This is a genomic window from uncultured Lentibacter sp. (assembly GCF_937123735.1).
Taxonomy (GTDB): domain Bacteria; phylum Pseudomonadota; class Alphaproteobacteria; order Rhodobacterales; family Rhodobacteraceae; genus Lentibacter.
In genome coordinates this window covers 175526-200092 of sequence record NZ_CAKZKL010000010.1, presented here as the reverse complement: position 1 = coordinate 200092, position 24567 = coordinate 175526, and the positions used below count along the sequence as shown (strand labels likewise).

Below are 24567 nucleotides of genomic sequence, written 5' to 3'. Positions count from 1 at the left end.
CCATGCTCGGACTTGACAAAAAAGACTACACACTTCTTCTGATCGTGGCTGGCCTGACCATGCTGGCACCGTTCATCCTCAACCCCTTCCCCGAGGGGTCAGGCCTTGCCCAGTTCAATGCGGGCTACCCTGACCTCATGCAGCGCTTCGTGATCTTCGGGATCTTTGCCATCGGGTTCAACATCCTCTTCGGCCTCACAGGCTACCTCAGCTTCGGGCACGCCGCCTTTTTGGGTGTGGGTTCCTACGCCGCGATCTGGATGATGAAGCTGCTCACCACCAACGTGATCCCCGCGATGGTCATGGCGGTGATCATCGCAGGCCTCTTTGCGCTGATCGTCGGCTACGTCAGCCTGCGCCGCTCAGGCATTTACTTCTCGATCCTGACACTGGCCTTCGCCCAGATGTCCTTCGCGATGGCCTATTCGGTGCTCACGCCCCTCACCGGCGGTGAAACAGGCCTCCAGCTCAAGATCGCCGATGCGCGCATCCTTGATGGCGCTCTTGAAGCCGGCGAGCAGGCCCGTGCCAACCTCTTCGGCCTGAACATGAGTTCAAGCTACGAGATGTCGGTGGGCAGCTGGCTCTTCACCTTCAACACCGGCTATTACATTGCCGCTCTGGTGATGCTGGCGAGCTTCTATCTGGCGATCCGCATTTTCCGCTCGCCCTTCGGCCTCATGCTGCGGGCGGTCAAATCCAACCAAAACCGCCTCAACTACACGGGCCTCAACCCGCGCCCCTACACGCTGGCAGCCTTTGTCATCTCGGGCATGTATGCGGGCCTCGCAGGCGGCCTCATGGTTGCGATGGACACACAGGTTGGCCCGGAGCGCATGTTCTGGACAGCCTCCGGCGAAGTGGTTCTGATGACAATCCTCGGCGGTGCCGGCACGCTCATTGGCCCCGTTCTCGGCGCTGGCTTGATCAAATACATGGAAAACATCCTGTCCAAGATCAACAAAGACATCCTGCACCAGTGGTTTGCCTTCCTGCCCGATGGGCTTGAAGATTTCATCATCACACTCGTCTACCCCTTCATCGGCAAAGGCTGGCACCTCACGCTTGGCATCATCTTCATGATGGTCGTGATCTTCCTGCCCGGCGGCCTTGTTGAAGGCGGTCAGCGCATCGCAAAACTCTTCAAAGGCAAAGACGCCGATGAAGACGGCGCTCAAACCAAACCTGCGGAATAAGGAGAGCTTCAATGGGTATTCTTGAAGTCAAAAACGTCGGCAAACGCTTCGGCGGCCTGCAAGCTCTGAACAACGTAGAGCTGAGCGTGAAAGAAAACAGCTGCCACGCCATCATCGGCCCCAACGGGGCTGGCAAATCCACCCTGCTCAACGTCTTCGTGGGCAAGCTCATCCCCGACACAGGCTCCGTCATGTTTGATGGCCAGTCGGTTCTGGGCCGCACGCCTTACGAGATCAACCAGATGGGCATCTCCCGCGTGTTCCAGACCCCCGAGATCTTCGGTGATCTCTCGGTGATGGAAAACATGATGATACCCGTGTTTGCCAAACGCGATGGCTCCTTCCGGATGCACGCCGTGCAAGGCATGATGGGCGACAAGGACATCGTGGAAAAGGCTGAAACCATGCTCGAAGAGATGGGCTTGGCCGAAAAACGCGGAATGCAGGCGTCCTCCATGTCTCGGGGCGACAAACGCCGCCTTGAGATTGCCATGTGCCTGAGCCAGGATCCGCGGCTGTTGTTGCTGGATGAACCCACCGCCGGTATGGCGCGGGCCGACACCAACAACACCATCGACCTGCTCAAGCAGATCAAGGAAGAGCGTGACATCACAATCGCCATCATCGAGCACGACATGCATGTTGTCTTCTCGCTCGCAGACAGGATCACGGTTCTGGCGCAAGGCACACCGCTTGTCGAAGACCATCCTGAAAACATCAAAGGCCACCCGAAAGTGCGCGAAGCGTATCTCGGCGAAACGGCAGATTAAGGGAGACAGATCAGATGAACGTCAAACCCGATTTTTCCAAGGGCAAGAACTTTGCCGAAACCGCCCCCGCCTTTCTCTCGGTCTGGGGCATGGAAAGCTACTATGGCGAAAGCTATATCGTTCAAAACATCAGCTTCAACGTGCATGAAGGCGAAATCCTCGCCCTCCTGGGCCGCAACGGGGCCGGCAAGACCTCGACTTTGCGCTCGATTGCACGCATGGATGCCCCACAGGTCACCCATGGCGAGATCTGGCTCGACCACCAGCCGCTGCACCTGATGACAAGCTATCAGGCCTCGCAAGCCGGGATCGGCCTTGTGCCGGAAGACCGCTGCATCATCCCCGGTCTGACCGTCGAGGAAAACCTGCAACTGGCGCAAATCGCCCCGCCTGTCGGCTGGTCTCTTGAGCGCCTCTACGAGCTCTTCCCGCGCCTCAAGGAGCGCCGCAAGCAGGAAGGCGTCACGCTTTCCGGCGGTGAACAGCAGATGCTCGCAGTGGCCCGCGCCCTGGCGCGTGACATCAAGGTGCTGCTGCTGGACGAGCCCTATGAGGGGCTCGCGCCGGTGATCGTCGACGAAATCGAGAAAACGCTGCGCATCATTAAGGAACAGGGCATCACGACCATTCTCGTGGAACAAAACGCGGTCCGTGCGCTTGAGCTGGCCGACCGCGCCGTGATCCTGGACACCGGCGGCATCGTCTTTGACGGCTCCGCTGAGGAAGTTCTGCAAAACGCCGAGCTGCGCGCCGAATATCTGGCGATCTAAGCCACAAGACTATTTTCGGACTCTCCCAGGCCCGCCCCCCTGTGCAATTGCGCAGACGGCGGGCCGCCAAGAGCCCCCCACAAAAAGACAAATGGGAAACCGCTATGTCCAATACTTATCCCCCTTCCGCCACGATGGCCGCCAACGCCCATGTCAATGCGGCCAAATACGATGAGATGTATGCCGCTTCGGTCAATGACCCTGACGGCTTCTGGGCCGAACACGGCAAGCGTATTGACTGGATCAAGCCCTTCACACAGGTGAAGAACGTCTCCTTTGAGCCGGGCAATATCGACATCAAATGGTTCGAAGACGGGACGCTCAATGTATCGGCCAATTGCGTGGACCGCCATCTCGCGACCCGTGGCGATCAAACCGCCATCATTTTTGAGCCAGACGATCCCGCCGAGCCCGCGCAGCATATCACCTACAAGGAGCTGCACGGCCATGTAGGCAAAATGGCCAATGTTCTCAAGAACATGGGTGTCACCAAAGGCGACCGTGTCATCATCTATATGCCGATGATCCCCGAGGCCGCCTATGCCATGCTCGCCTGTGCGCGCATCGGTGCGATCCACTCAATCGTCTTTGCCGGCTTCTCCCCTGATGCCCTCGGCGCGCGCGTCAACGGCTGCAATGCCAAAGTCGTCATCACAGCCGACCACGCCCCGCGCGGCGGCCGCAAAACCAAGCTCAAAGACAACGTCAACCAGGCGCTCTTGCATGATGTGGACGATGTCAAATGCCTCGTTGTCAAACGCACCGGCGATCAGGTCGCCTGGCGCGAGGGCCTTGATTTCTGGTATCACGACGAGCTTGAAAAAGTCTCCGCCGATTGCCCGCCCGAGGAAATGAACGCCGAAGACCCGCTCTTCATCCTCTACACCTCCGGCTCCACAGGCCAGCCCAAGGGCGTTGTGCACTGCTCCGGCGGCTATCTCGTTTGGGCGTCGATGACACAGGAAATCACCTTTGATTACCACGATGGCGACATCTACTGGTGCACCGCCGATGTGGGCTGGGTCACGGGCCACAGCTATATCGTCTACGGCCCGCTCGCCAACGGCGCCACAACCCTGATGTTTGAAGGCACGCCGACCTACCCGGACGCCTCGCGCTTCTGGCAGGTGGTCGAAAAGCACAAGGTCAACCAGTTCTACACCGCCCCCACAGCGCTGCGCGCGCTCATGGGCCAGGGCAACGAATATGTCGAGAAATGCGACCTCTCTTCGCTCAAGGTTCTGGGCACGGTCGGCGAGCCGATCAACCCCGAAGCCTGGAACTGGTATAACGATGTTGTCGGCGGCGGCCGCTGCCCGATTGTGGACACATGGTGGCAAACCGAAACAGGCGGCCATATGATGACCCCCCTGCCCGGCGCCCATGCCACCAAGCCGGGCGCTGCCATGAAGCCCTTCTTTGGTGTGCAGCCCGTGGTGCTCGAGCCAACTTCAGGCGAGGAAATCCACACCTTCCCCGTCGAAGGCGTTCTGTGCATGAAAGACAGCTGGCCCGGCCAGATGCGCACCGTCTGGGGCGACCACGCGCGCTTTGAGAAAACCTATTTCTCCGACTATAAGGGCTACTATTTTGCGGGTGACGGCTGTAAGCGCGACGAGGACGGTGATTTCTGGATCACTGGCCGCGTCGATGACGTGATCAACGTCTCCGGACACCGCATGGGCACCGCTGAAGTTGAAAGCGCGCTTGTGGCCCATGCCTCAGTGGCGGAAGCGGCGGTTGTCGGCTATCCCCATGAGATCAAGGGGCAAGGCATCTACTGCTACGTCACACTCATGAATGATGCCGAGCCCAGCGAAGAGCTGCGCAAGGAACTCAGAAACTGGGTGCGTCAGGAAATCGGCCCTATTGCTTCACCCGATCTGATCCAATGGGCCCCCGGCCTGCCCAAGACGCGCTCAGGCAAGATCATGCGCCGTATTTTGCGCAAGATTGCGGAAAACGACTATGGCGCATTGGGCGACACCTCGACACTGGCCGAACCGGCGGTTGTGGACGACTTGATCGAAAACCGCATGAACCGCGCGGACTAGGCAGAAAGACCGTTCGAATGGCGCTGCGCGCCATCCGACCCAAGGCGGGGGCTTTGCCCCCGCCTTTTTTGAGTATTTGGGCCAAGAAAAAGCAGCCGGCGGGATTTGGCGGGAAACTTCAGCGAATTTGACTCAAACCGCGATCTTTAACGGCTTCTTAGGAGATTGCGCGCAATATCGCTCTTGGTGGGGGCTCCAGATCGGAGCCAAAAAATGACACATATAGAAGGCCTCGGCACAGCGTCGCAACCGCGCATGGCCAGTTCCACGGCGCTACAGGAGCGCCTCAGTCAAAGCCAATCCCAAGCCGCTGCACCTCCGGCGGCCAAAGTTGAGTTGCAGGCGGCTGTCCGGCAAGCCACGGCGGCAGAATCCAGCCGTATCATGCTGGAAAGCCGCCCCAGCGAACCGGCGAGCCAGCGGCGCTCCCTGCCGACGGGGGCCTCCACAGCGGCCTATCTCATCGAAATGCGCCTCCAGCAAGAGCTGGCGGATGTGCAGGAAGACATGACCGAAGAGGCAAAGGGGGTTTGAGCCTGAACGCCGGATTATTGAGCGGTCCAACCCCCATCCACGGGAAGGGTGGTGCCGGTGATGTTATGGGCCACCCGCGCGCAGAGCCAGAGGGCCAGCGCGCCGATTTCTTCAGGATCAGAACTGCGCAGCGAGGGTTGCTTTTCGCGCAGAAGATCCGCAACGCCGAGGGCGCGATTGCCGCCGTGCTGCGCGGCACGCGCCTCTATCTGCGGTTGGATGATTGCGGTTTCTGTCCAGCCGGGGGCAATGCAATTGACCGTGACGCCGCCACTTTCCTTGCTGCCATGGGCGGCATATTCCAGCGCAGCAACCCGGCTCAACCCCACCAGACCGAATTTGGCCGCCACATAGGGGGCTTTGTCTTGGGAGGCCACGAGCCCGTGCACCGAGGCAATATTGATCACCCGTCCATAGCCACGCGCGCCCATGGGCGGCAACAGCGCCTGCATGGTGTGAAAAGCTGCCGAAAGATTGGTTGCCAGAATGGCTTCCCAGATTTCACGGGGCATCTGGGCAAGCGGCGCGGTGTGTTGAATGCCGGCGTTGTTGACGAGAATGTCGACATCTCCCCACGCCTGCACAGCCTGTAGCAGCGCATCCAGCGCCCGCAGGTCACGCAAGTCTCCCTCAAAGAAATGCACCTCGGGCGCGCCGGCCGCAGTGACCGCGGCACAGGCCGTCTGCGCCTGCTCTGCCCCGGCCAGCCCGTGCAAGGCCACCCGCGCGCCTGCGCCACCAAGCGCTTTGGCAATTTCCAGCCCGATGCCCTGCACCGACCCTGTGATGAAAGCGGTTTTGCCTTGAAGCATACTCATGGCTGATCCTCCAGTTTTTTGCGCAGCTCTGTCTTGAGAACCTTGCCATAGTTGTTCTTGGGCAGCTCTTGCAGCGCGAAATAGGCTTTGGGCCGCTTGAAGCGGGCAATATTGGCCAGACAATGGGCGTCAAGCTCTGCCGGATCGAGCTGCGCGCCCTGCGCCAACACGACAAAGGCCACCACGTCCTCGCCCCATTCCGGATGGGCGCGCCCCACCACGCTGACCTCCTCCACCACGGGCAACTCCAGCAGCACCTCCTCGACTTCGCGCGGATAAACGTTGCTTCCGCCTGTGATGATCATATCCTTTGAGCGGTCATGCAGGGTGACATAGCCTTCGCTGTCCATACTGCCCATGTCCCCCGTCAAAAGCCAGCCGTCCACAAGGGTCTTGGCACTGGCCTCGGGGTTGTTCCAATATCCGGGCATCACCGTATCGCCGCGCACCATGATCTCACCCACCGTGCCGTGGGGCAGCTCTGCGCCGTCGGCACCGCCGATCTTCACCTCCACAGCAGATTGCGCCCGCCCGACAGAGCCAAGCCGCGCCCGCCAGTTGGCATGGCTGCGCCCGCTCACATCGGCGCGGCTGAGTGCGGTGATGCCCATGGGGCATTCTCCCTGCCCGTAGATCTGGAGAAACACCGGGCCAAACCAATCCACCGCCTCGATGATATCGGCGGTATACATCGGCCCGCCCGCATAGACGACGCTGCGCAACCCCTGCCCGCGCTGCCCTGTGGCCTTGGCCACTTGGGTCATGCGCTTCACCATCGTGGGGGCAGCAAACATATGCACAGAGCCGAACGCCCGGGCCAGCTCGAAAATCTCGGCTTCCTCAAAGCCCCCGGAGGCCGGACAAACATGCTTTGCGCCCACCATCACATGCATGATGTTATAAATCCCCGCGCCATGGCTCATCGGCGCAGCATAAAGCGCCGTGTCCTGCGCGCTCACCTGATCGGCATCCGCAAAATAGCACAGCGCCATGGTGCGCAACATCCTGTGGCTGATCATCACGCCTTTGGGGCGGCCAGTGGTGCCGGAGGTGTAAAACAGCCAGGCCAGATCCTGCGCCGCACAGGCCACAGGCTGCGCCAACCCGGCCGCGCCCTCAAAAATCTTGCCAAAGCGCGCCGATGTCACATCAACCGCGCGCGCCGTGCTGCCTGCGGCCTGCAAGGCCTCTGTCAACCCCGGCGAGCTAAAGACAATTGCCGCCCCCGCATCCTCAATGATCCAGGTGGCCTCCCGCCCGTGCAACTTGGCGTTGATGGGCACAGCCACCGCCCCCGCCATCCAGATGCCATATTGAACCACCAGATATTCCGGCAGGTTCTTCATGAAGATCGCAACAACAGCGCCCTTGCCCGCCCCTTGGGCCTGCAAATAAGCCGCAACCTGCCCGGCACGCTGCAAGAAGCTGCCGTAATCGGCCACACAGGCCTGCCCGAGAAACAAGGCAGGGCGCTCAGGGCTGCGCCGTGCAGTGCGATAAAGATATTCGGCAATGTTCATAAGGTCCTCCCAGCTTGCCTCATTCAAGCACCAGAGTGTGCGCACAGGCAATGCCGTAGAACTACAGCCCTCTTGCCGCCCCGGGCAAAAGCCGTCAAACTCTCCCAATGACGCCGCACCGCGCCCAATCTGACCTGGCCTTCACCCATGCGCCCGTGGGGCTGGTTGTGTTGGAAAACCGCATTATCAAATCAGCCAATGCGCTCTTTGCCGAGGTGTTTGGCGACACGGCAACCAGCTATATCAACACCCCCTTGCAGGCGCTTTATCCCAGCCTGGAAGATTATGAACGCATCGGCGCGCGCGGCCTTGCGGCCATGCGCGAGACAGGGCGCTACGGCGATGAGCGCATCATGCGCCGGCGCAGCGGTGCGCTGTTCTGGTGCCGGGTGCGCGGCCAGAGCCTCACGCCGGAAGATCCTTTCCGGCACGGGGTCTGGAGCTTTGCCGACCTGTCCAACGAGCGCCCCCTTGTCGCGCTCACGCCCCGCGAACGGGAGGTGGCGATTCTCACCTGCCGGGGGCTCACCTCAAAAGAAATCGGCCGCGAGCTGGGTCTCAGCTACCGCACCATCGAAGTCTATCGCGCACGCCTGCAAAAGAAATTCGGCGCGCGCAAACTGGCCGAATTGGTGGCAAAACTCTCCGGAATGCCGCTTTGAGATGCAATTTCCCCTCGCCTTCTTGCGCCAAAACACGCAAGTCTGTCCGCAGACATGCGGCTTTTCACGCCGCCAGACTTGGCCTATAAGGCCCAAAATCCTGACGCTCCATGCCCTATGGAGCCAATAAACCGAGGACATGATGACAAAAAAAGACGGCACTCATCAAACCGACGTGGCCTTCATCGAGGCACTGGCCAAAATTCTGGGTGAGAACGACCTCACCGAGCTGACTGTCAAGCGCGAGTATGGCGACAACGACAGCCTCAACGTGCGGGTGAGCCGCAAGACAGACGTGGTGCAACAGATCGCCGCGCCGCTGCCCGCCGCACCCGCCGCGCCCGCGGCCCAAACGGCCGCCGCGCCAGCAGCCCCCGCCGCCAGCCCTCAGGAAGACCCCTCAAACCACCCCGGTGCCGTCAACTCTCCGATGGTCGGCACAATCTATCTGCAACCCGAGCCCGAGGCCCCCGCCTTTGTCTCTGTTGGCCAGAAAGTCACGGAAGGCGACACCCTGCTGATCGTCGAAGCCATGAAAACAATGAACCATATTCCGGCGCCCCGCTCAGGGGAGATCAAGCGCATTCTTGTCTCCGACGGGGATGCCGTTGAATATGGCGCCCCTCTGATGATCATCGAATAAGGCCCTGATATGATTGAGAAAGTCCTTGTCGCCAACCGTGGTGAGATCGCCCTGAGGGTCATTCGCGCCTGCCGCGAAATGGGCATTCAGAGCGTCGCCGTCCACTCCACCGCAGATGCCGACGCCATGCATGTGCGCATGGCCGATGAAAGCGTCTGCATTGGCCCGGCGCCCAGCACCGACAGCTACCTGTCCATCCCGGCCATCATTGCCGCTTGCGAAATCACCGGCGCGCAGGCCATCCACCCGGGCTACGGCTTCCTCTCTGAAAACGCCAATTTTGTGCAGATCGTCGAAGACCATGACCTCATCTTCATCGGCCCCACAGCCGAGCACATCCGCGTCATGGGCGACAAGATCACTGCCAAGGAAACCATGATAAAGCTGGGTGTCCCCGTGGTCCCCGGCTCCGAGGGCGGCGTTGCCACACTGGAAGACGCCAAGCGCATCGGCGCAGAAATCGGCTATCCCGTCATCATCAAGGCCACAGCCGGTGGCGGCGGCAAGGGCATGAAAGTCGCCCAGAACGCCCAGGAAATGGAAAGCGCCTTCCAGACGGCCCGCGCCGAGGGCAAGTCAAACTTCGGCAATGACGAAGTCTACATCGAGAAATACCTCACCACGCCGCGCCACATCGAAATTCAGGTGTTCGGCGATGGCAAGGGCAACGCCGTGCACCTGGGTGAGCGCGACTGCTCGCTCCAGCGCCGCCACCAAAAGGTGTTCGAGGAAGCCCCCGGCCCCTCCATCACGCCCGAAGAGCGCGCCCATATCGGCAAGGTTTGCGCAGATGCCGTCGCCAATATCAACTATATCGGTGCGGGCACGATCGAGTTTCTCTACGAGAACGGCGAGTTCTACTTCATCGAGATGAACACCCGCCTGCAAGTGGAGCACCCGGTGACAGAAGCCATCTTCGGCGTCGATCTGGTGCGCGAGCAAATTCGCGTCGCCGAAGGGCTGCCCATGTCCTTCACGCAGGACGATCTTCAGATCAACGGCCACGCCATCGAAGTGCGCATCAATGCCGAGAAACTGCCCAATTTCTCGCCCTGCCCGGGCAAGATCACCCAGTTTCACGCGCCCGGCGGCCTTGGCGTGCGCATGGACAGCGCGCTCTATGACGGCTATTCCATCCCGCCCTATTATGACAGCCTGATCGGCAAACTCATCGTCCATGGGCGCGACCGCCCCGAAGCGCTGGCCCGGTTGGGGCGTGCCTTGGGTGAGTTGATCGTTGACGGCGTTGACACCACCGTGCCGCTGTTTCATGCGCTTCTGGCGGAAGACGATATCCAATCTGGCGGATATAACATCCACTGGCTGGAACATTGGCTGGAAACCAACCTCGCCGAAACATGACCCTCACGCCCGAAGTTATCTTGCAAGCCTATGCTTCGGGCGTTTTTCCAATGTCAGAGGGGCGCACAGACCCGGAAGTTTTCTGGGTTGATCCGCGCGAACGCGGCATTCTGCCACTTGACGGTTTTCACATCTCCCGCAGCCTTGCACGGCAGATGAAGAAAGGCGGCTACACACCTGCTTTCAATACAGATTTTAACGCCGTTGTCCGCGCCTGCGCCGCGCGCAAAGACACATGGATCAACGCCGAGATCGAGCAGGTTTTCACAGCGCTACACCACGCTGGCTTTGCCCATTCTTTTGAAATTTGGCGCAATTGCGCGCTCATCGGCGGCACCTACGGGCTCGCATTGGGGGGGGCGTTTTTTGGGGAAAGCATGTTCAGCCACGCCACCGGCGGCAGCAAACTGGCTCTGGCCCATCTGGTTGACCATCTGCGCCGCACGGGCTTCACGCTGTTTGACACGCAGTTTCTCACCCCACATCTGGCCAGCCTCGGCGGGCGCGCCATCAGCCGGGCCAGCTATCGCGCAAAGCTGCTCTCTGCTCTCAAAGTGCCTGCCGACCTCTTTTCGCAGCCCCTGGAGCAAGATCCTCACTCTGTCTTACAGCGGGTCACCCAGACATCATAGCGCGCATGGTCAAGCGCGTTCAACGCGGGTGCAGAGGCAATCATCCAGCCAGAAAACAAGGTTTCGGCCTTGTCTGCCTCGCGGATGATGACAAAAGCATAGGCATCTCCGGAAATATTGCCCTCCGGATAACGGCATTCGCCGAGAGACACCACCAAGCGCTCGTAAGCAACACTGGTGCCATTGCGCAAATCCAGATCGGTGGTTTTTCCGTTTACCTTGTCTAGCCCGCGCAAAACAGCGCCACTGGCCAGGCTCACCTCTTCGGCCTGCGCCGCCCCCGCCAGCCCAAGGGCCAAAGCCAAAACGAGCCCCCTCATTCAGAGCCCCGCGTGCCCTCACCGGCCACAAACTTGAGAAGCAACGAGATCAGCGAAACAGAGCCCTGCGTGTCCAGAATCTCATCGCCCGTCTCATAATAAAAGGGCGATCCACCCGGCATGATCTCTACAAAATTGCCGCCCAGCAGGCCTTCCTGGCTGATGATCACCGCGCTGTCATCGGGGATCTGCACCCCTGACTTCACGCTCAAAACCGTATCGGCACGGTAGGTTTCTTCATTCAGCGCAACCGCGCTCACCGTGCCCACTTTCACGCCGGCCAGGCGCACATCCGTGCCCACGCTCACCCCCTCAAGCGAGCGGAACGAGGCCGACAGCGGATAGCCCGCGCCCTGCACCGACAAACCCGTGGCTTGGCCCGTGTAAACCACAAAGGCCAGCGCCGCCGCCAAAACCGCACCGCCAACCAAAACCTCTGTTGTGTTTTCAGACATATCGCTGCCCCCCTTACTCGGGAACCCAAGCCTCATAATCGCGGCGCTCTTTTGGCTCAGCGCGGCGCAAGCTGCCCGCGGGCGCATAGGCCAGCGGCGTGCCCGTGGCGTTGGCCTCATGGGGCTTTTCCCAAGGCTTATGCGCAAGCGGCGCAGTTGTGGGCGCGTCCTTGAAGGTGTGATGCAGCCAGCCATGCCAATCCGCATCAATCCGGCTCGCTTCCACCGTGCCGTTGAACATCACCCAGCGGCGTTTGCCATCGCGGGTCTCAAAGAAGACATTGCCCTGCATGTCTTCGCCCACACGCTTGCCTTTGCGCCAGGTGTAAAACTGGGTGTTGAGCGTCGAGCCGTTCCACCATGTGGCCACTCGCAAAATTTTCTTCAAAATGCCCATCAGAGCCTCCGCTATCCTGCCGCCAGATATGGCCCAATTTACGGCCAAGGTCCAGCCTCCCATGGCCGCAAACCGTCCAAAGCCCAAAAACGGCACCAAACCCATAGCGAGAGGCACATAAACTTGTTAAAATCTCCTCAAGCGTGACCCTCAACCCAGTAAAGAAGACCAGTTTGACCAGTTCCCCCCATGTTGCCGAATGTCTGGGCGTCAAAGTGCCCGCATCGCCTTTTCTCACAGCCACCCGCATCGCCCGCATCCAGGAGGCCCGCTATGAGGGGGCCGAGATCGCCGGTGCGCTGCATGTGGTTGGCCCCGAAGACCGGGTGTTGGAGCTGGGCGCAGGCCTTGGCATTGTCGGCGCCGTCACCCAGCTCAACGCGCGCCCCGCCGCCATGATCTCCTTTGAGGCCAACCCGAATATGATCCCTCATATCGAGGCGCTCTATGCGCTCAACCGGATCAAATCCAAGATCACCCTGCACAACAAAGTTCTGCTCAGCGCTAAGGATGCCCCTGAAAAGGTTGAGTTTTATTTGCGCAACAGCTTTCTCGGCTCGTCGCTCAACGACACAGCGGCCCGCGAGACAACCCCCGTCACCATACCCACCAGCCGCTATGAGCCCCTGCGCAAGCGCTTCAAACCCACAGTGCTTTTGATGGATATTGAGGGGGGCGAGCTCGCGTTCCTGCGCCATGCCAATCTTGAGGGCCTGCGCGCCATCGTGCTTGAGTTTCACCCCGATCATTACGGCAACGCCGGAATGCGCGCCTGCAAAGACATCCTGCGCGCCGCGGGGTTTCATAAGGTGAATGAGGTCAGCAGCCGTCTGGTCTGGACCTGTTTGCGCGGCCCCGAAACCGCCCGCGAGGCGCCCGACCCTCAAACCGGCTGGTCTCGCAAGCTGACCACACACGCCGGGGCCATTGTTGTGCCCCCCGCCGAGGCCGGGCTCGTGCAGCCCACGGGCGTGCTCACCGCAGAGGGCGCATACCTGCCCCAAGGCGCGCTCTGGCGGCGCAACCGCCCGCTCACCCAACCGCCCGAGAAACCTGCCAAACCGCCAGAAAAGCTTGCCGGAACATGGCTTTGGGGCGGGCAGCTCTGGCTGCATTTCGGCCATTTCCTAACCGAATCCACCCCGCGCCTCTGGGGGCTTGAGGCCGCAGATTGCACGGTAGACGGGATCTTGTTCACCCCCAAACGCCCGCGCAACGCCGCGCTCATCAAGGGCTGGCAGCGTAAGTTTCTGGCCCAAATTGCCCCCGGCCTGCCCATCCGGATCGCCACCGCGCCCACAGAGGTCGAGCGGCTCATCCTGCCCGGTCAGGGCTTTGGCCTCGGGGCCATCTCACGGGGCACCCCCGAATTTCGCGCCTTTATCAGGGCCAGGCTGGGGGCCGGCATTGCGCCGCAGGGGGCGGAAAAACTCTATATTTCGCGCTCCAGATTTGAGTTTCGCAAAGGCTCACTGGTGGGCGAAACAGCGCTGGAAGCCCATCTTGAGGCCGAGGGTTACAGGATCTTTCACCCCCAAGAGCATGATTTGAAAACACAAATCGCACAATACAAAGCCGCACAGCAGATCATAGCCGCCGAAGGTTCCGCCATTCACCTCGCGGCCATGGTGCTTGAGGCCCACCAAAAACTGGCCATCGTCGTGCGGCGGCGCTCCTCGGCGACAGGCTTTATCGAAGCCCATCTTGAGAGCTTCGCCGAGATCAAGGCGCTCAGCATTGACGCGCTCGTGCGCAGCTGGATGCCCAAGGGCGAGCGCAAGCCGCGCCATGCCATCGGCGAAATCGACTTTCCAAGCCTGCAAAAGGCGCTCTTGCAGGGCGGCTTTCTCGCCCGCCGCACCCCGCCTTGGGAAAACTTCAGTCCAGAAGCCGTGCAGCACATGCTCGGGGCCGGTTTTGAGCCGGTTTAACGCAAAACGCCCCCGCATGGCGGGGGCGCGCAGATAATGAGAGCGTCAAACCAAGGCCTGCCTCAGCTGGCAGCGCCTTCCTTTTTCTTCTGATCCGCATAGATCACCAAAGGCTGTGCCGGCGAGGTCACGGCCTCTTCATTCACCACAACCTCTTGCACATTCTCAAGGCCGGGCAGATCAAACATGGTGTCGAGCAAAATATCCTCAAGGATCGAGCGCAACCCGCGCGCGCCTGTCTTGCGCTCAATGGCGCGGCGCGCAATCGCCTTCAGCGCATCGTCGGTAAAGGTTAGCTCGGCCTCTTCCAACTCAAACAGGCGCTGATATTGCTTCACAAGTGCGTTTTTCGGCTCGGTCAGGATGGTCACAAGCGCATCCTCGTCAAGGTCCTCCAGCGTCGCCAGAACAGGCAAGCGGCCAACAAACTCGGGAATGAGACCGAACTTCAGCAGATCTTCCGGCTCCAGAGATTTGAAGGTCTCGCCGATGCCCACAAGGCTCTCGTCGCGCACATCCGCGCCAAAGCCCATGGCCGAGCCCTTGCCGCGCTGCTTGATGATCCGGTCCAGCCCCGCAAAGGCCCCGCCGCAAATAAACAGGATGTTGGTCGTGTCAACTTGCAGGAACTCCTGCTGCGGGTGCTTGCGTCCGCCCTGCGGCGGCACAGAGGCCACAGTGCCTTCCATGAGTTTCAAAAGCGCCTGCTGCACGCCTTCGCCGCTCACATCGCGGGTGATCGACGGGTTTTCAGACTTGCGGGTGATCTTGTCGACCTCGTCAATATAGACAATCCCGCGCTGCGCTTTTTCCACATTATATTCACTGGCCTGCAAGAGCTTGAGAATGATGTTTTCCACATCCTCGCCCACATAGCCGGCTTCTGTCAGCGTGGTGGCATCCGCCATGGTGAAAGGCACATCCAGAATCCGCGCCAAAGTCTGGGCCAGCAACGTCTTGCCACAGCCCGTCGGGCCAATCAGCAGAATATTGGATTTGGACAGCTCGATGTCGCCGCCCTTCTGGGCGTGATTGAGCCGTTTGTAGTGGTTGTGCACCGCAACCGACAGAACCCGCTTGGCCGTGGCTTGTCCGATCACATAATCATCAAGCACCCCACAGATTTCCTGTGGTGTCGGCACCCCCTCGCTCGATTTGAGCGAAGAGCCCTTTGTCTCTTCACGGATGATGTCCATGCACAGCTCGACACATTCATCACAGATGAACACCGTCGGCCCTGCAATCAGCTTGCGCACCTCATGCTGGCTCTTGCCGCAAAAGCTGCAATACAGCGTGTTCTTGCTGTCACCGCCTGAATTTGTCGCCATCGGTTCGCCCTTTCCGGCCTTCGTCCTGTGCACACAAGGGGCTCCCCTGGCGCATGGTGCTTCGCTTGCAGCTTAAGTCAGCCAGCCAGCAGCCACAATCTCAAATTCGCCCTCTCGGCCGCCCCTGCGGCGATCAGGCCCCATCTTCGTCCGCGCCCGCCTTGTCACGGTTGGTGACAATCTCGTCAATCAGGCCCCAGTCCTTGGCCTCTTCGGGGCTCATGAACTTGTCCCGCTCAAGCGCGGCCTCCACATCTTCCAGCTTCTGGCCGGTGTGATGCACATAAATCTCGTTGAGCCGGCGCTTGAGCTTCAGCGTCTCCTCGGCATGGATCATGATGTCACTGGCCTGCCCCTGGTAGCCCCCGCTGGGCTGGTGCACCATCACGCGGCTGTTGGGCAGTGAAAAGCGCATCCCCTTTTCCCCCGCCGTGAGCAGAAGCGAGCCCATGCTCGCCGCCTGCCCGATCACAAGGGTGGACACCTTGGGCTTGATATATTGCATCGTATCATAGATCGACAGCCCGCTTGTCACCACGCCGCCGGGCGAGTTGATATACATGCTGATTTCCTTGGAGGGGTTTTCCGCCTCAAGGTGCAACAGCTGCGCCACAATCAGGCTGCTCATCCCGTCATGCACAGGCCCGTTGAGGAAAATAATCCGCTCCTTGAGCAAGCGCGAAAAGATATCATAGGCACGCTCGCCACGGCTCGTTTGCTCAACAACCATGGGCACAAGCGTGTTCATATAAGTCTCAAACGGATCTGTCATCTTTTCCTGCCTGCTTTTGGGTCCTATCCGAGCTATATCGGATCATTGCTAACAGAGTCTTAGTGGGGCGCTCCAAGGGCTGCAAGGCCCGATGGACCGATTTTAGCCGATCAGGCGCTTGGCGTGATCACGATTATACGTTACCCCTGCCGCCGATGCCCCCGAGGAGCGCCCCATGCCCGATCCCATCACCCGCCCCATGTCACAGCCGGCACCAGACCCTGCCTCTGGCCCGGAGCGCGCCTTCGTGCAAAAAGGCGCCTCCGCCCATTTTGACGTGGCCTTTGACGGCCAGACAGAAACCTTCCACTTCCTGCTGCTGCCCAAAACAACGATGCTCGCGGTCGCCGCCGCAATCGAGCCTTTGCGCATCGCCAACCAGATCAGCGAGCAACCGCTCTACAACTGGTATACCCTCAGCGAGACCGGCGCGCCCATCACCTGCTCCAACGGGATGCGCATCACCCCGGACAAAGCCCTCGACAGCCTGCCCAAAGATGCGCTCTGCTTTGTCTGTGGCGGGGTCGAGCCCGAGCGCAACATCTCCAAACAGGTGCTCGCCTGGATGCGCCGCGAGGCCCGCTTCGGCCGCCGCTTTGGCGGCATCTGCACCGGCGCCTTTGCGCTGGCCGCCGCCGGTCTGATCAAAAACCAGTATTTCACCCTGCATTGGGAAAACCAGCCCCGCTTTCAGGAAGACCACCCCGAACTCACCCCCACAGACCGCCTCTTTGAAATCGACAATGGCCTCATCACCTGTGGGGGCGGCAATGCCAGCATCGATATGATGCTCGCCCTGATGGAGCGCCGCCACGGCGCGCGCCTGGCGGCGGTGGTGGCCGATATGTGCCTGCACGGGCGCGCCACCAGTGCCAAATCCTCGCAAACCACAGCCGCCGCCGCCGCCATCGGCTCGCGCAACCCGCATCTGCTGGCCGCCCTGGAGCTGATGCGCGGCGAAGTTGAAACCCCGCTCAGCATGTCCGAAATCTGCGCCCAACTGGGGGTCTCACGCCGCCAGATCGAACGGCTCTTTTTGCGCCACATCGGCCAACCGCCCATGCAATGCTACCTTGAGCTGCGCCTGGCGCGCGCGCGCTCCTATCTCAAAGAAACCAACATGACCGTAGCCGATGTCGCCGCCGCCACCGGGTTTTCCTCGTCAAACCACTTCACAAAACGCTTCAAAGAACGCTACGGACGCACTCCGCGCAGCTACCGCGTCAGCTGGAACTAGCCCCGGTCCCCGCCAAACGGCCAGCCCCTGCACCACACAGCCTTCACCACCCTGTCTTTACCACCACCCTGTCTTTTTTCTTTCCATAAATATCCCGGGGGAGCGCGAGGGGGCAGAGCCCTCTCGCACATCGTGGGGAGCGCGAGGGGGCTTTGGCCCCCTCGCCGGGTCGGACTGTGCGCCAGCACAGTCCGAAACCCTCACAACACCCGATCAGGCGCCAAACATGTCCGACGTGATCCCGGCATACCAGCCGATGCTCTCTTCATAGGTCGCCTTGCGCAGCGCCGCATCTTCCCCGGTCTGGCTGATAAAGCCGTCCACCTTGGCGATCTTCTCGTCCGTCGCCTCATAGGTCGCGCCCACTTTCACACCGTCGTCGGTGTCAATCAGGCTCCAGCAGGTGTTGGAGAACTTCGCCGGGAAGACCTTGCTGCCCGTCAGCGCGCCGCGCACCGCCATCGCACAGACCTTGGCCTGAGAGTTGGCCGAGAAGCCCGATTTCGGCATGTCGCCCTGGTTGGTCGCATCCCCGAGAATATAGATATTCTCGTCCTTGCGGCTTTGCATGGTGTGGCCGATGACAGGGGCCCAATTGCCCTCGCTCACCCCGGCCAGCTCGCAGATGCGCCCGGCTTTCATCGCCGGAATCACATTGCAGACATCCACCTTGGTCACCTCACCATCAATGCTCACGGTCATGTCATCCGCATTCACTTCCACATTGCCGCCGCCAAAGTCTGCGCCGATCCAGTCAACCATCCCGGCATAGTGCTTGCCCCAGCCCTCCTGGAAGAGCCCCTGCTTTGAAAATTTCGGCTTGGGGTCGGCCACGATAATCTTGGCTGTCGGGTTCTTCTCCTTGAGCACATGCGCCACCATGGAAATCCGCTCATACGGGCCAGGTGGGCAGCGGTAGGGGTTGGGCGGGGCCACCATGGCGAAAACGCCGCCTTCCGGCATCGCCTCGACCTGCGCTTTCAAAAGCTCGCTCTGTGAGCCGGCTTTATAGGCATGGGGCATCTTGTTTTGCTGGCTCACGTCCCAGCCGGGCACGGCCCCGTCGACAAAGTCGATACCGGGGCTGAGGATGAGCTTGTCATAGGCCAGCACGGCCCCCCCGGCGAGGGTGACGGTGCGCGCCGCACCATCCACGTCAATCGCCCAGTCATGCACAACATTCACCCCGCCATTGGCCAAGCCGCCATAGGTGTGGCCGAGCGAGCTGATGTCACGAAAGCCGCCAATATAAAGGTTGGAGAAGAAGCAGGTGTAATAGGCCCGGCTTGGTTCAATCAAGGTCACATCAATCGCGCCCTTGCTGTCCTTGGCCAGATAGCGCGCCGCCGTGGCGCCCCCGGCCCCGCCGCCAATCACAATCACCTTGGGCTTGCCATGATTGTGGGCGCGCACATGTGGCGCCGACAGGACAGCCGCCGCAGCAGCGCCTGTTCCGATAAAGGCTCTTCTGTTGAGTTTCATTCGTTTTCTCCCTGTTTACGGTTGGTTATTCGACGTTCTTAAAGTAAGCGGCCAGCGCGGCAATCTCCTCATCCGTCAGCCGCCCCGCCATCATCTGCATCACGGGATGCGGCCTGATCTGGCGCTTGTAAGCGTGCATGGCGACAACAAAATCTTCCTCGGGCCATTGGGTGATTGCCGGGATCCCGTCATCCGTGCCGCTGCTCTGGTGACAGGAGCTGCATTCACTGGCGAGATACTCGCCATACTCCGGGTCTCCGACAATCGCCAATATTTCCGGGGCCAATTCCACCTCGCGCGGCACGCCTGTGGGCTGCGCCTCCGGAATATTGGCCGGGTTGTCTGAGAAGAGGCGCAAATAGGCCAGAAGGTCTGCGCGTTTTTCGGCTTCCTTGATCCCGCGGAAGTTCATCCGCGTGCCGCTCACCAGAGCCTTTGGGTTTTCGATATAGGCATCCAGCGAGCGCAGATCCCAGACAAGCCCGGCCGCGCCCTCGCGCAGCAAGCCTTTGGAATACTTATACTCATCCGAGAATTCCCCCGCCTTACGGCCGAAAATCTCGTTCAGATGCGGCCCCACGCGGTTCTTGGCCCCATAACCGATTTGATGGCAAGAGGTGCAGGTGTGAAACACCTTCTCCCCACGGGTCGCATCGCCGATATCCTCGGCCTGCACAGCCCCCGCCAACAGCACAATCGCCACGGCTTTACCAAACGTCTGGATCAATCCCCTTCTCCTCCAGGTCTGCGAATTTTTCCTGCAAATAGCGCTGGAAACTCTGTGTTCTAAAGTGGTCCTGCGCCACAAACTCCAGCGACGACAGGTAGTGAAACGGTTTCAAATAGCCCGGCATCCGAAAGCTCTCGGCCGCTCGCAGGCTGCTGGCCCCGGCGCCTGTGCCATGGACCAAAAGTGTGGTCGGGGTGAAATTCACCCCCCATTTTGCGGCCAGATCGCGCTCTTCCAACGCCTCTCCGTCAAAATCAAGCACCTCGCGCGCGCCAAACATATCCAGCTGGATCACATCAAAATGCGCCGTGATATAGCCGCTCAGCTCGGGGCGCGCAAAATTCACCTCATGCAGCTCGCGGCAATAGGGGCAGCCGTTCTGCTCCCAAAGGATCATCAGGTGCCGCCCGTTCTGCGCAGCTGTGGCCAGATCGTCGCCCAGTTCCAGAAATGTGTCCAAAAACCATGGTTGCTTGTGCAAACCATCATCGCCCAGCTCTGCGGCAAAGCCCGCGCCGGTGCTGCCAAGCGCCGCGGCGCTGGCAAAGGTAAACTGCCGTCTCGTAAGCATCGCCCCTCCTCCCAAAGGTGTGTGCTTTGCAGTTTGCCACAGAATCTCCCTGTCGCAAAACGGGGGCGCCAAGCCAGCGCCCCCGCAAGTAGATCACTCGGAGAATGATTTCAGATATTCCGTCACAGCGGCGATATCTTCATCCTTCTTCAGGCCCGCGAAAGACATTTTTGTCTTTTTCACAAAGGCTTTGGGCTTTTTCAGGAAAGCCGCCATATTGGCTTCATCCCAGATCATCCCGTCTTCGCCCATGCTCGCCATTGTCTTGGAATATTTGAACCCCTCGACATGGCCCAGCTTGGCGTTCATCACTCCGTTGAGAATGGGGCCGGTCTTGTTCTTGGCGCCATCGCCCACCTGGTGGCAGGCCTTGCACTTCTTGAAGACCTTTTCCCCCTTGGCCACGAGCGCCATATCCAGCGCGGCGGTTTCGACCACGGCCGCTTCTTGCGCCGGTGCTGCCGCAGCCTCTTCGCTCGCGGCCTCGGCCACAGGTGCCGCATCCGGATCATCCGGTGAGTTGGGATCGCCCTTGAAGACAACATTCTTCAAAATCTTCACCTCGCCCTTGCAGTCCGTCATGCAGGGCTCGCGGACAAAATGCGCTTCCGCCGTCAGGCGGTCATCCACAATGAAACCGTCCGCATTGGGCATGTCCACGTCCAGGAAGGTTTCCTTGGAAAGCACAAAATCCTCATCCACAAGGTCGTTGGAATAAAGGATATAAGCCGTGATCGCATAGACCTCATCGGCGCTCAGTGTCTGGGCGGCACCAAAGGGCATGGAACGGTTGATATAGTCCCAGGTCGTCGACAGATAGGGCCAGTAGGAGCCAACTGTCTTGAGCGGGTCCTTGTGGTCGAGCGTGTCCTTGCCGCCGGCCAGCTTGGGCCAGTTGCCCGCCCCTTCGGCAAAATCGCCGTGGCAGACAGCACAGTGCTGCGCAAAGACCTCGTCACCGGTCCAGACATCGCCCGAGCCTTCGGGCAAGCCTGTGCCATCGGGGTGAATGTCCAGATCCCAGGCGGCAATTTCCGCATCCGTGGCCGCGCGGCCAAGGCCAAACTTCTCGGCCGCCGCAAAGTTAGGCGCAGAGCTGGCCGCCGTCAGCGCAAGGGCCGCAACTGTCAGCTTAAGAAATTTCGACATTGTTGGCCTCCCCGTTCGGCTGCACCCACCATGTCTGGATGCCGTTGTTGTGATAGATCGAGTTTTCGCCACGCACTTCGCGCAGCTCGTCTTTGGTGGGCTGCACATAGCCGGTCTCGTCCATAGCCCGGGCCTGAAGGAACATCTCCTCCCCATCCCATGTGGTGTCAAAGTAGAACCGCGTCAGCGCCATCTTCTCGCCAGGCTTGGCCAGACGGGCGGTTTCCCAGGTCTTGCCACCGTCTTTAGAGACATCCACCCGCGTGATCGCGCCACGGCCCGACCAGGCCAGACCGCTGATCACAAGAGGCCCCTTGCCATGGGTGATGGGCATCTGCGGGCTCGGGCTGGTGATGATGGATTTCGCATCCATCTCCCAGGTCCACTTGCGGCTCGTGCCGTCGGCCAGCGTGTCGGTGTATTTTGAGGTCTCTTCGCGGCTTTCCACGGCAGCATCCGTCACCTCGATGCGGCGCAGCCACTTCACCCACATGTTGCCTTCCCAGCCCGGCACAACAAGGCGCACAGGGTAGCCATGCTCCATGCGCAGCGCCTCGCCATTGGCCTTGAAAGCCACAAGACAGTCATCCAGCGCTTTTTCCATCGGGATAGAACGGCCGTTTGAAGAGGCATCTGCCCCCTCAACATAAACCCACTTGTCCTTCAGATCGCCCGCCGCCCCGAGGCCCGCCTCGTTGAGAAGCGTGCGCAGGGTCACACCGGTGTATTCCATATTGTGGATCATACCGTGGGTATATTGCGCACCATTGAGCTGTGCGCCGGCCCACTCCATGCCGGTGTTGGCCGCACATTCGCAGAAATAGACGTGGTTTTCGCGCGGAAAGCGCTCCAAATCTTCATAAGAGAAGACCAGCGGCTGATCGACCAAGCCGTTGATCATCAGGCGATAATCTTCTTTCTTGAGCTCAATCGCGCCACTGTGATGGCGCTCAAAGGCGCAGCCCTGCGGCGTGATGGTGCCGTCCAGCGCGTGAATGGGGGTGAAGTTGATGGAGCTGATCTGATCAGCCGTCAGCCACTCAACGGTGCGGCGCACCACATCGCCTTCAAATTTGATCGGCAGGCCATAAGGGGTCTCATCCACCCCGGCTCCAAGGCCAGAGGCCCATTCCTGCACTTCCGTAATCAGCGGGTCATCCGCCCGCGCCGCACCGGCCACCGCCGCCACCGGCACAGACGCCGCCGCAGCCTTCAAAAAAGCGCGGCGCGAGGGCCCTTTCATTGCCGAGTTCTCCGTCATCGAATCTCGCCTCCCTGTTTTCGATCTTATTCACGATATTGAATTTAACCGCGTTTGTATACCATCATATTCTATCTGGTGAATGGTTTCTTTCCGAGACGCGGCAAAAAGCCCGCCCCACCGCTTGACGCGCCGGGCCGCTTCTTGAACAGTCAGCGCCAAGACCCCTGTTTCACAGGCGCATTGCTGCGCCATAGCCCAAGGCTTGTTTTGGTATGAGTGACACCCCCTATTCGGCGCAACCGCCCCAAGCCTTCTGGCGCACAGCCGTCGCCGATCCGGGATGCTGGGGCTATGAGGGCCTGTTTCGCTCCAAATGGAAATTGCCCGCCAACGCGGGGTTTGCCACCTATGGCAGCTGTTTTGCCCAACATATCTCGCGCGCCGTGCAGGCCAACGGCAAACCCTGGATCAATGCCGAGCCGGCCCCTGCCTCGGCCTCCCCCGCGCTCGCCAAACGCTATAACTACGGGGTCTATTCGGCCCGCACCGCCAATATCTACACTGCGCGGATGCTGGCGCTCTGGGTCGCGCTCGCTCAAGACGGGGCCCTCTGCGACACCATCGAAATCTGGGAAGACGCGGGCCGCTTTCGCGACAGCCTGCGCCCGACCCTTGAGCCAGAGGGGTTTGCCAGCCGCGCCGAATGCCTTGAGATGCTGCGCAGCACCGCGCGCGCCTTTGCCCGCTCGGCAAAACAGGCGCAGGTCTTTGTCTTCACAATGGGCCTCACCGAGGGCTTTGCCCACGCCACGACAGGCCAGCCCTACGCGCTCTGCCCCGGCACAGTGGCCGGACGCTATGACCCGACAGAGCACCACTTTGTCAATGACGGCTACCCGGCGGTGCTCAAATCCATGAAAAAGGCGATTCGCGGGCTGCGCAGCCTCAATCCGGCCCTCAAGATCCTTCTGACGGTCTCGCCCGTGCCACTTACCGCAACGGCCACATCCGATCACGTTCTGCTGGCCACCCAGTATTCCAAATCGGTGCTGCGTGCCGTGGCCACCGACCTGGCCGCCTCGGCACCCTTTATTGATTACTTCCCCAGCTACGAGATCATCGCCGCGCCGCCCACGCGGGGGCAGTTTTTTGAGCCCAACCTGCGCTCTGTGGCCCCCGAGGGTGTGGCCCTGGTGATGCGGCATTTCTTTGCCGGCATGCGCTTTACCAAAAAGCCGCTCGCCGCCCAAGATGAGAGCGCCCAAGACGCCGCCATCCGGGCCGAGGCCGCAGCCGAGGACCTCGCCTGCGAAGACATCCTGCTCGATCCGGAGGCCAAACCATGAGCCGCCTTCTGGTGGTGGGCGACAGCCACGCCCGCGCCCTCGCGCTTGGGGCAGCAGCTCTGGGCTATGAGACCCTCAGCTTCGCCACCTCCGCCGCCGCCTGGCGCGACGGCATCGTGCAGCTCACGCCCCAAGCCGCGCTCACCTCTGAGCGCTTCCGGGCGCGCCAGAAGATCGAGGGGTTCGCACGCGAGCTGGGCTGTGCCACGCCGCTGCTCTCGGGGCTGCCCGTTGTGGCCAGTATCGGCTTTCACAGCGCGCAATTCCTCACCGAGATGCGCCTGGCCCGGCTCGGCCTCACCACAGTGCCAAGCCGCTCGGCCAAGACCACGCTCTCCACCGCTTTCCTCGCTGACTGGCTGGCCGAGGCGCGCAGTTCCGCCCTGGAGGGGCTCGCCACCATCGCCGCGCAAGCGCCGCTGGCCGTTGTCGCCCCGCCCCTGTTCGCGCCCAACCCGCTCTTGCAGGCGCTCAACGCAGCCCTGAGCCAGCTCATTCAGGCGCGCGGCCTGCCGCTGTATGATCCGAACACGGCCCTGGCCGACAGCGCTGGCCAGTTGCCCGCGCACTTCGCCCATTCAGACGGCAAACACGGCAACGCCACCTTTGGCGCCGCCGTGCTTGAAGACATCATATCCCGCAACCTTATTCCCAAACCGCCCGCGCCGCGCGCCTAAGCGGCTG

The 24567-nt window shown here is 60.8% G+C and carries 25 protein-coding genes; 13 read left to right on the top strand and 12 right to left on the bottom strand.

The genetic code is table 11. The features are described 5' to 3' along the window. Positions 1 to 2: 2 nt before the first annotated feature. The 5 genes from Q0478_RS02965 (at position 3) to Q0478_RS02945 (ending at position 5324) form a co-directional block, all read left to right on the top strand. Positions 3 to 1196: a branched-chain amino acid ABC transporter permease gene (locus tag Q0478_RS02965; protein WP_298676050.1), complete on the top strand. Its 1194-nt coding sequence runs from the start codon at positions 3 to 5 to the stop codon at positions 1194 to 1196. An 11-nt stretch (positions 1197 to 1207) separates the two neighbouring features. Beyond that, a complete protein-coding gene (locus Q0478_RS02960) occupies positions 1208 to 1966 on the top strand; it encodes an ABC transporter ATP-binding protein (protein WP_298676048.1) in 759 nt (252 codons plus the stop codon). Between the two features lie 14 nt (positions 1967 to 1980). Continuing rightward, positions 1981 to 2736 carry an ABC transporter ATP-binding protein gene (locus tag Q0478_RS02955; protein ID WP_298676046.1) on the top strand — a complete coding sequence of 252 codons (756 nt, stop codon included), beginning with the start codon at positions 1981 to 1983 and terminating at the stop codon, positions 2734 to 2736. 104 nt (positions 2737 to 2840) lie between these two features. Continuing rightward, entirely contained in the window at positions 2841 to 4790 is a 1950-nt protein-coding gene (acs, locus tag Q0478_RS02950; protein WP_298676044.1) for an acetate--CoA ligase, read from the top strand. Positions 4791 to 5003: 213 nt separating this feature from the next. Next, positions 5004 to 5324, top strand: a complete 321-nt coding sequence (locus Q0478_RS02945) for a hypothetical protein (protein WP_298676042.1) — start codon at positions 5004 to 5006, stop codon at positions 5322 to 5324. A 14-nt stretch (positions 5325 to 5338) separates the two neighbouring features. Here Q0478_RS02945 and Q0478_RS02940 read toward each other — a convergent pair whose 3' ends face one another. Together Q0478_RS02940 and Q0478_RS02935 are read right to left on the bottom strand one after the other, a co-directional pair. Beyond that, the gene (locus Q0478_RS02940; protein WP_298676040.1) at positions 5339 to 6142 is read right to left on the bottom strand and encodes a 3-hydroxybutyrate dehydrogenase; all 804 of its coding nucleotides are present in this window, start codon (positions 6140 to 6142) and stop codon (positions 5339 to 5341) included. Next, positions 6139 to 7662, bottom strand: a complete 1524-nt coding sequence (locus Q0478_RS02935) for an AMP-binding protein (RefSeq protein WP_298676038.1) — start codon at positions 7660 to 7662, stop codon at positions 6139 to 6141. The genes Q0478_RS02940 and Q0478_RS02935 overlap by 4 nt, the downstream gene beginning before the upstream one ends. Before the next feature lie 107 nt (positions 7663 to 7769). Here Q0478_RS02935 and Q0478_RS02930 point away from each other — a divergent pair, with 107 nt between their 5' ends. The 4 genes from Q0478_RS02930 to aat all read left to right on the top strand — a co-directional run bounded on the left by Q0478_RS02930 (position 7770) and on the right by aat (position 10961). After that, on the top strand, positions 7770 to 8324 hold the full coding sequence (locus Q0478_RS02930; RefSeq protein ID WP_298676036.1) for a LuxR C-terminal-related transcriptional regulator: 555 nt from the start codon (positions 7770 to 7772) through the stop codon (positions 8322 to 8324). Between the two features lie 142 nt (positions 8325 to 8466). Further along, entirely contained in the window at positions 8467 to 8967 is a 501-nt protein-coding gene (accB, locus tag Q0478_RS02925; RefSeq protein ID WP_298676035.1) for an acetyl-CoA carboxylase biotin carboxyl carrier protein, read from the top strand. Positions 8968 to 8976: 9 nt separating this feature from the next. After that, positions 8977 to 10329 carry an acetyl-CoA carboxylase biotin carboxylase subunit gene (accC, locus tag Q0478_RS02920; protein ID WP_298676033.1) on the top strand — a complete coding sequence of 451 codons (1353 nt, stop codon included), beginning with the start codon at positions 8977 to 8979 and terminating at the stop codon, positions 10327 to 10329. Beyond that, positions 10326 to 10961, top strand: coding sequence for a leucyl/phenylalanyl-tRNA--protein transferase (aat, locus tag Q0478_RS02915; protein WP_298676031.1), 636 nt, complete (start codon positions 10326 to 10328; stop codon positions 10959 to 10961). Before accC ends, aat begins: the two co-directional genes overlap by 4 nt. On the opposite strand, the gene Q0478_RS02910 is transcribed toward aat, so the two are convergent. The 3 genes from Q0478_RS02910 to Q0478_RS02900 are packed head-to-tail and all read right to left on the bottom strand — an operon-like array spanning position 10925 to position 12133. After that, positions 10925 to 11281, bottom strand: coding sequence for a DUF2155 domain-containing protein (locus Q0478_RS02910; protein ID WP_298676029.1), 357 nt, complete (start codon positions 11279 to 11281; stop codon positions 10925 to 10927). The two genes, aat and Q0478_RS02910, sit on opposite strands and share 37 nt — an antisense overlap. Next, positions 11278 to 11736, bottom strand: coding sequence for an outer membrane lipid asymmetry maintenance protein MlaD (mlaD, locus tag Q0478_RS02905; protein WP_298676028.1), 459 nt, complete (start codon positions 11734 to 11736; stop codon positions 11278 to 11280). The genes Q0478_RS02910 and mlaD overlap by 4 nt, the downstream gene beginning before the upstream one ends. 13 nt (positions 11737 to 11749) lie before the next feature. After that, positions 11750 to 12133 (bottom strand): NADH:ubiquinone oxidoreductase subunit NDUFA12, encoded by a 384-nt coding sequence (locus Q0478_RS02900; RefSeq protein WP_298676025.1) that lies wholly within the window; start codon positions 12131 to 12133, stop codon positions 11750 to 11752. Between the two features lie 173 nt (positions 12134 to 12306). Between Q0478_RS02900 and Q0478_RS02895 the strand changes: the two genes are divergently transcribed. Next, a complete protein-coding gene (locus tag Q0478_RS02895; protein WP_298676024.1) occupies positions 12307 to 14064 on the top strand; it encodes an FkbM family methyltransferase in 1758 nt (585 codons plus the stop codon). Positions 14065 to 14126: 62 nt separating this feature from the next. Here Q0478_RS02895 and clpX read toward each other — a convergent pair whose 3' ends face one another. Together clpX and Q0478_RS02885 are read right to left on the bottom strand one after the other, a co-directional pair. Further along, positions 14127 to 15392, bottom strand: a complete 1266-nt coding sequence (gene clpX / locus Q0478_RS02890; protein ID WP_298676023.1) for an ATP-dependent Clp protease ATP-binding subunit ClpX — start codon at positions 15390 to 15392, stop codon at positions 14127 to 14129. A gap of 133 nt (positions 15393 to 15525) precedes the next feature. Then, a complete protein-coding gene (locus tag Q0478_RS02885; RefSeq protein WP_298676021.1) occupies positions 15526 to 16164 on the bottom strand; it encodes an ATP-dependent Clp protease proteolytic subunit in 639 nt (212 codons plus the stop codon). A 175-nt stretch (positions 16165 to 16339) separates the two neighbouring features. On the opposite strand from Q0478_RS02885, the gene Q0478_RS02880 reads away from it, so the two are divergent. Then, positions 16340 to 17401 (top strand): GlxA family transcriptional regulator, encoded by a 1062-nt coding sequence (locus Q0478_RS02880; RefSeq protein ID WP_298676020.1) that lies wholly within the window; start codon positions 16340 to 16342, stop codon positions 17399 to 17401. Positions 17402 to 17614: 213 nt separating this feature from the next. On the opposite strand, the gene Q0478_RS02875 is transcribed toward Q0478_RS02880, so the two are convergent. The 5 genes from Q0478_RS02875 to soxC all read right to left on the bottom strand — a co-directional run bounded on the left by Q0478_RS02875 (position 17615) and on the right by soxC (position 22594). Then, positions 17615 to 18883 (bottom strand): NAD(P)/FAD-dependent oxidoreductase, encoded by a 1269-nt coding sequence (locus Q0478_RS02875; RefSeq protein WP_298676018.1) that lies wholly within the window; start codon positions 18881 to 18883, stop codon positions 17615 to 17617. A 25-nt stretch (positions 18884 to 18908) separates the two neighbouring features. Beyond that, positions 18909 to 19607 (bottom strand): c-type cytochrome, encoded by a 699-nt coding sequence (locus Q0478_RS02870; RefSeq protein WP_298676150.1) that lies wholly within the window; start codon positions 19605 to 19607, stop codon positions 18909 to 18911. Then, on the bottom strand, positions 19591 to 20184 hold the full coding sequence (locus Q0478_RS02865) for a thioredoxin family protein (RefSeq protein ID WP_298676016.1): 594 nt from the start codon (positions 20182 to 20184) through the stop codon (positions 19591 to 19593). The genes Q0478_RS02870 and Q0478_RS02865 overlap by 17 nt, the downstream gene beginning before the upstream one ends. A 93-nt stretch (positions 20185 to 20277) precedes the next feature. Further along, positions 20278 to 21333, bottom strand: coding sequence for a c-type cytochrome (locus Q0478_RS02860; RefSeq protein ID WP_298676014.1), 1056 nt, complete (start codon positions 21331 to 21333; stop codon positions 20278 to 20280). Beyond that, a complete protein-coding gene (gene soxC, locus Q0478_RS02855; protein WP_298676012.1) occupies positions 21317 to 22594 on the bottom strand; it encodes a sulfite dehydrogenase in 1278 nt (425 codons plus the stop codon). The genes Q0478_RS02860 and soxC overlap by 17 nt, the downstream gene beginning before the upstream one ends. Positions 22595 to 22809: 215 nt before the next feature. Here soxC and Q0478_RS02850 point away from each other — a divergent pair, with 215 nt between their 5' ends. Together Q0478_RS02850 and Q0478_RS02845 are read left to right on the top strand one after the other, a co-directional pair. After that, complete coding sequence (locus Q0478_RS02850; RefSeq protein WP_298676010.1) at positions 22810 to 23883, top strand: GSCFA domain-containing protein; 1074 nt, start codon at positions 22810 to 22812, stop codon at positions 23881 to 23883. Beyond that, complete coding sequence (locus Q0478_RS02845; RefSeq protein WP_298676008.1) at positions 23880 to 24560, top strand: hypothetical protein; 681 nt, start codon at positions 23880 to 23882, stop codon at positions 24558 to 24560. The genes Q0478_RS02850 and Q0478_RS02845 overlap by 4 nt, the downstream gene beginning before the upstream one ends. Positions 24561 to 24567 lie beyond the last annotated feature (7 nt).

Excerpts from the sequence above, each read along its gene's own strand:
- Q0478_RS02965 (WP_298676050.1), top strand. The coding sequence starts at position 3 with ATGCTCGGACTTGACAAAAAAGACTACACACTTCTTCTGATCGTGGCT.
- Q0478_RS02960 (WP_298676048.1), top strand. The coding sequence starts at position 1,208 with ATGGGTATTCTTGAAGTCAAAAACGTCGGCAAACGCTTCGGCGGCCTG.
- Q0478_RS02955 (WP_298676046.1), top strand. The coding sequence starts at position 1,981 with ATGAACGTCAAACCCGATTTTTCCAAGGGCAAGAACTTTGCCGAAACC.
- acs (WP_298676044.1), top strand. The coding sequence starts at position 2,841 with ATGTCCAATACTTATCCCCCTTCCGCCACGATGGCCGCCAACGCCCAT.
- Q0478_RS02945 (WP_298676042.1), top strand. The coding sequence starts at position 5,004 with ATGACACATATAGAAGGCCTCGGCACAGCGTCGCAACCGCGCATGGCC.
- Q0478_RS02940 (WP_298676040.1), bottom strand. The coding sequence starts at position 6,142 with ATGAGTATGCTTCAAGGCAAAACCGCTTTCATCACAGGGTCGGTGCAG.
- Q0478_RS02935 (WP_298676038.1), bottom strand. The coding sequence starts at position 7,662 with ATGAACATTGCCGAATATCTTTATCGCACTGCACGGCGCAGCCCTGAG.
- Q0478_RS02930 (WP_298676036.1), top strand. The coding sequence starts at position 7,770 with ATGACGCCGCACCGCGCCCAATCTGACCTGGCCTTCACCCATGCGCCC.
- accB (WP_298676035.1), top strand. The coding sequence starts at position 8,467 with ATGACAAAAAAAGACGGCACTCATCAAACCGACGTGGCCTTCATCGAG.
- accC (WP_298676033.1), top strand. The coding sequence starts at position 8,977 with ATGATTGAGAAAGTCCTTGTCGCCAACCGTGGTGAGATCGCCCTGAGG.
- aat (WP_298676031.1), top strand. The coding sequence starts at position 10,326 with ATGACCCTCACGCCCGAAGTTATCTTGCAAGCCTATGCTTCGGGCGTT.
- Q0478_RS02910 (WP_298676029.1), bottom strand. The coding sequence starts at position 11,281 with ATGAGGGGGCTCGTTTTGGCTTTGGCCCTTGGGCTGGCGGGGGCGGCG.
- mlaD (WP_298676028.1), bottom strand. The coding sequence starts at position 11,736 with ATGTCTGAAAACACAACAGAGGTTTTGGTTGGCGGTGCGGTTTTGGCG.
- Q0478_RS02900 (WP_298676025.1), bottom strand. The coding sequence starts at position 12,133 with ATGGGCATTTTGAAGAAAATTTTGCGAGTGGCCACATGGTGGAACGGC.
- clpX (WP_298676023.1), bottom strand. The coding sequence starts at position 15,392 with ATGGCGACAAATTCAGGCGGTGACAGCAAGAACACGCTGTATTGCAGC.
- Q0478_RS02885 (WP_298676021.1), bottom strand. The coding sequence starts at position 16,164 with ATGACAGATCCGTTTGAGACTTATATGAACACGCTTGTGCCCATGGTT.
- Q0478_RS02880 (WP_298676020.1), top strand. The coding sequence starts at position 16,340 with ATGCCCGATCCCATCACCCGCCCCATGTCACAGCCGGCACCAGACCCT.
- Q0478_RS02875 (WP_298676018.1), bottom strand. The coding sequence starts at position 18,883 with ATGAAACTCAACAGAAGAGCCTTTATCGGAACAGGCGCTGCTGCGGCG.
- Q0478_RS02865 (WP_298676016.1), bottom strand. The coding sequence starts at position 20,184 with ATGCTTACGAGACGGCAGTTTACCTTTGCCAGCGCCGCGGCGCTTGGC.
- Q0478_RS02860 (WP_298676014.1), bottom strand. The coding sequence starts at position 21,333 with ATGTCGAAATTTCTTAAGCTGACAGTTGCGGCCCTTGCGCTGACGGCG.
- soxC (WP_298676012.1), bottom strand. The coding sequence starts at position 22,594 with ATGACGGAGAACTCGGCAATGAAAGGGCCCTCGCGCCGCGCTTTTTTG.
- Q0478_RS02850 (WP_298676010.1), top strand. The coding sequence starts at position 22,810 with ATGAGTGACACCCCCTATTCGGCGCAACCGCCCCAAGCCTTCTGGCGC.
- Q0478_RS02845 (WP_298676008.1), top strand. The coding sequence starts at position 23,880 with ATGAGCCGCCTTCTGGTGGTGGGCGACAGCCACGCCCGCGCCCTCGCG.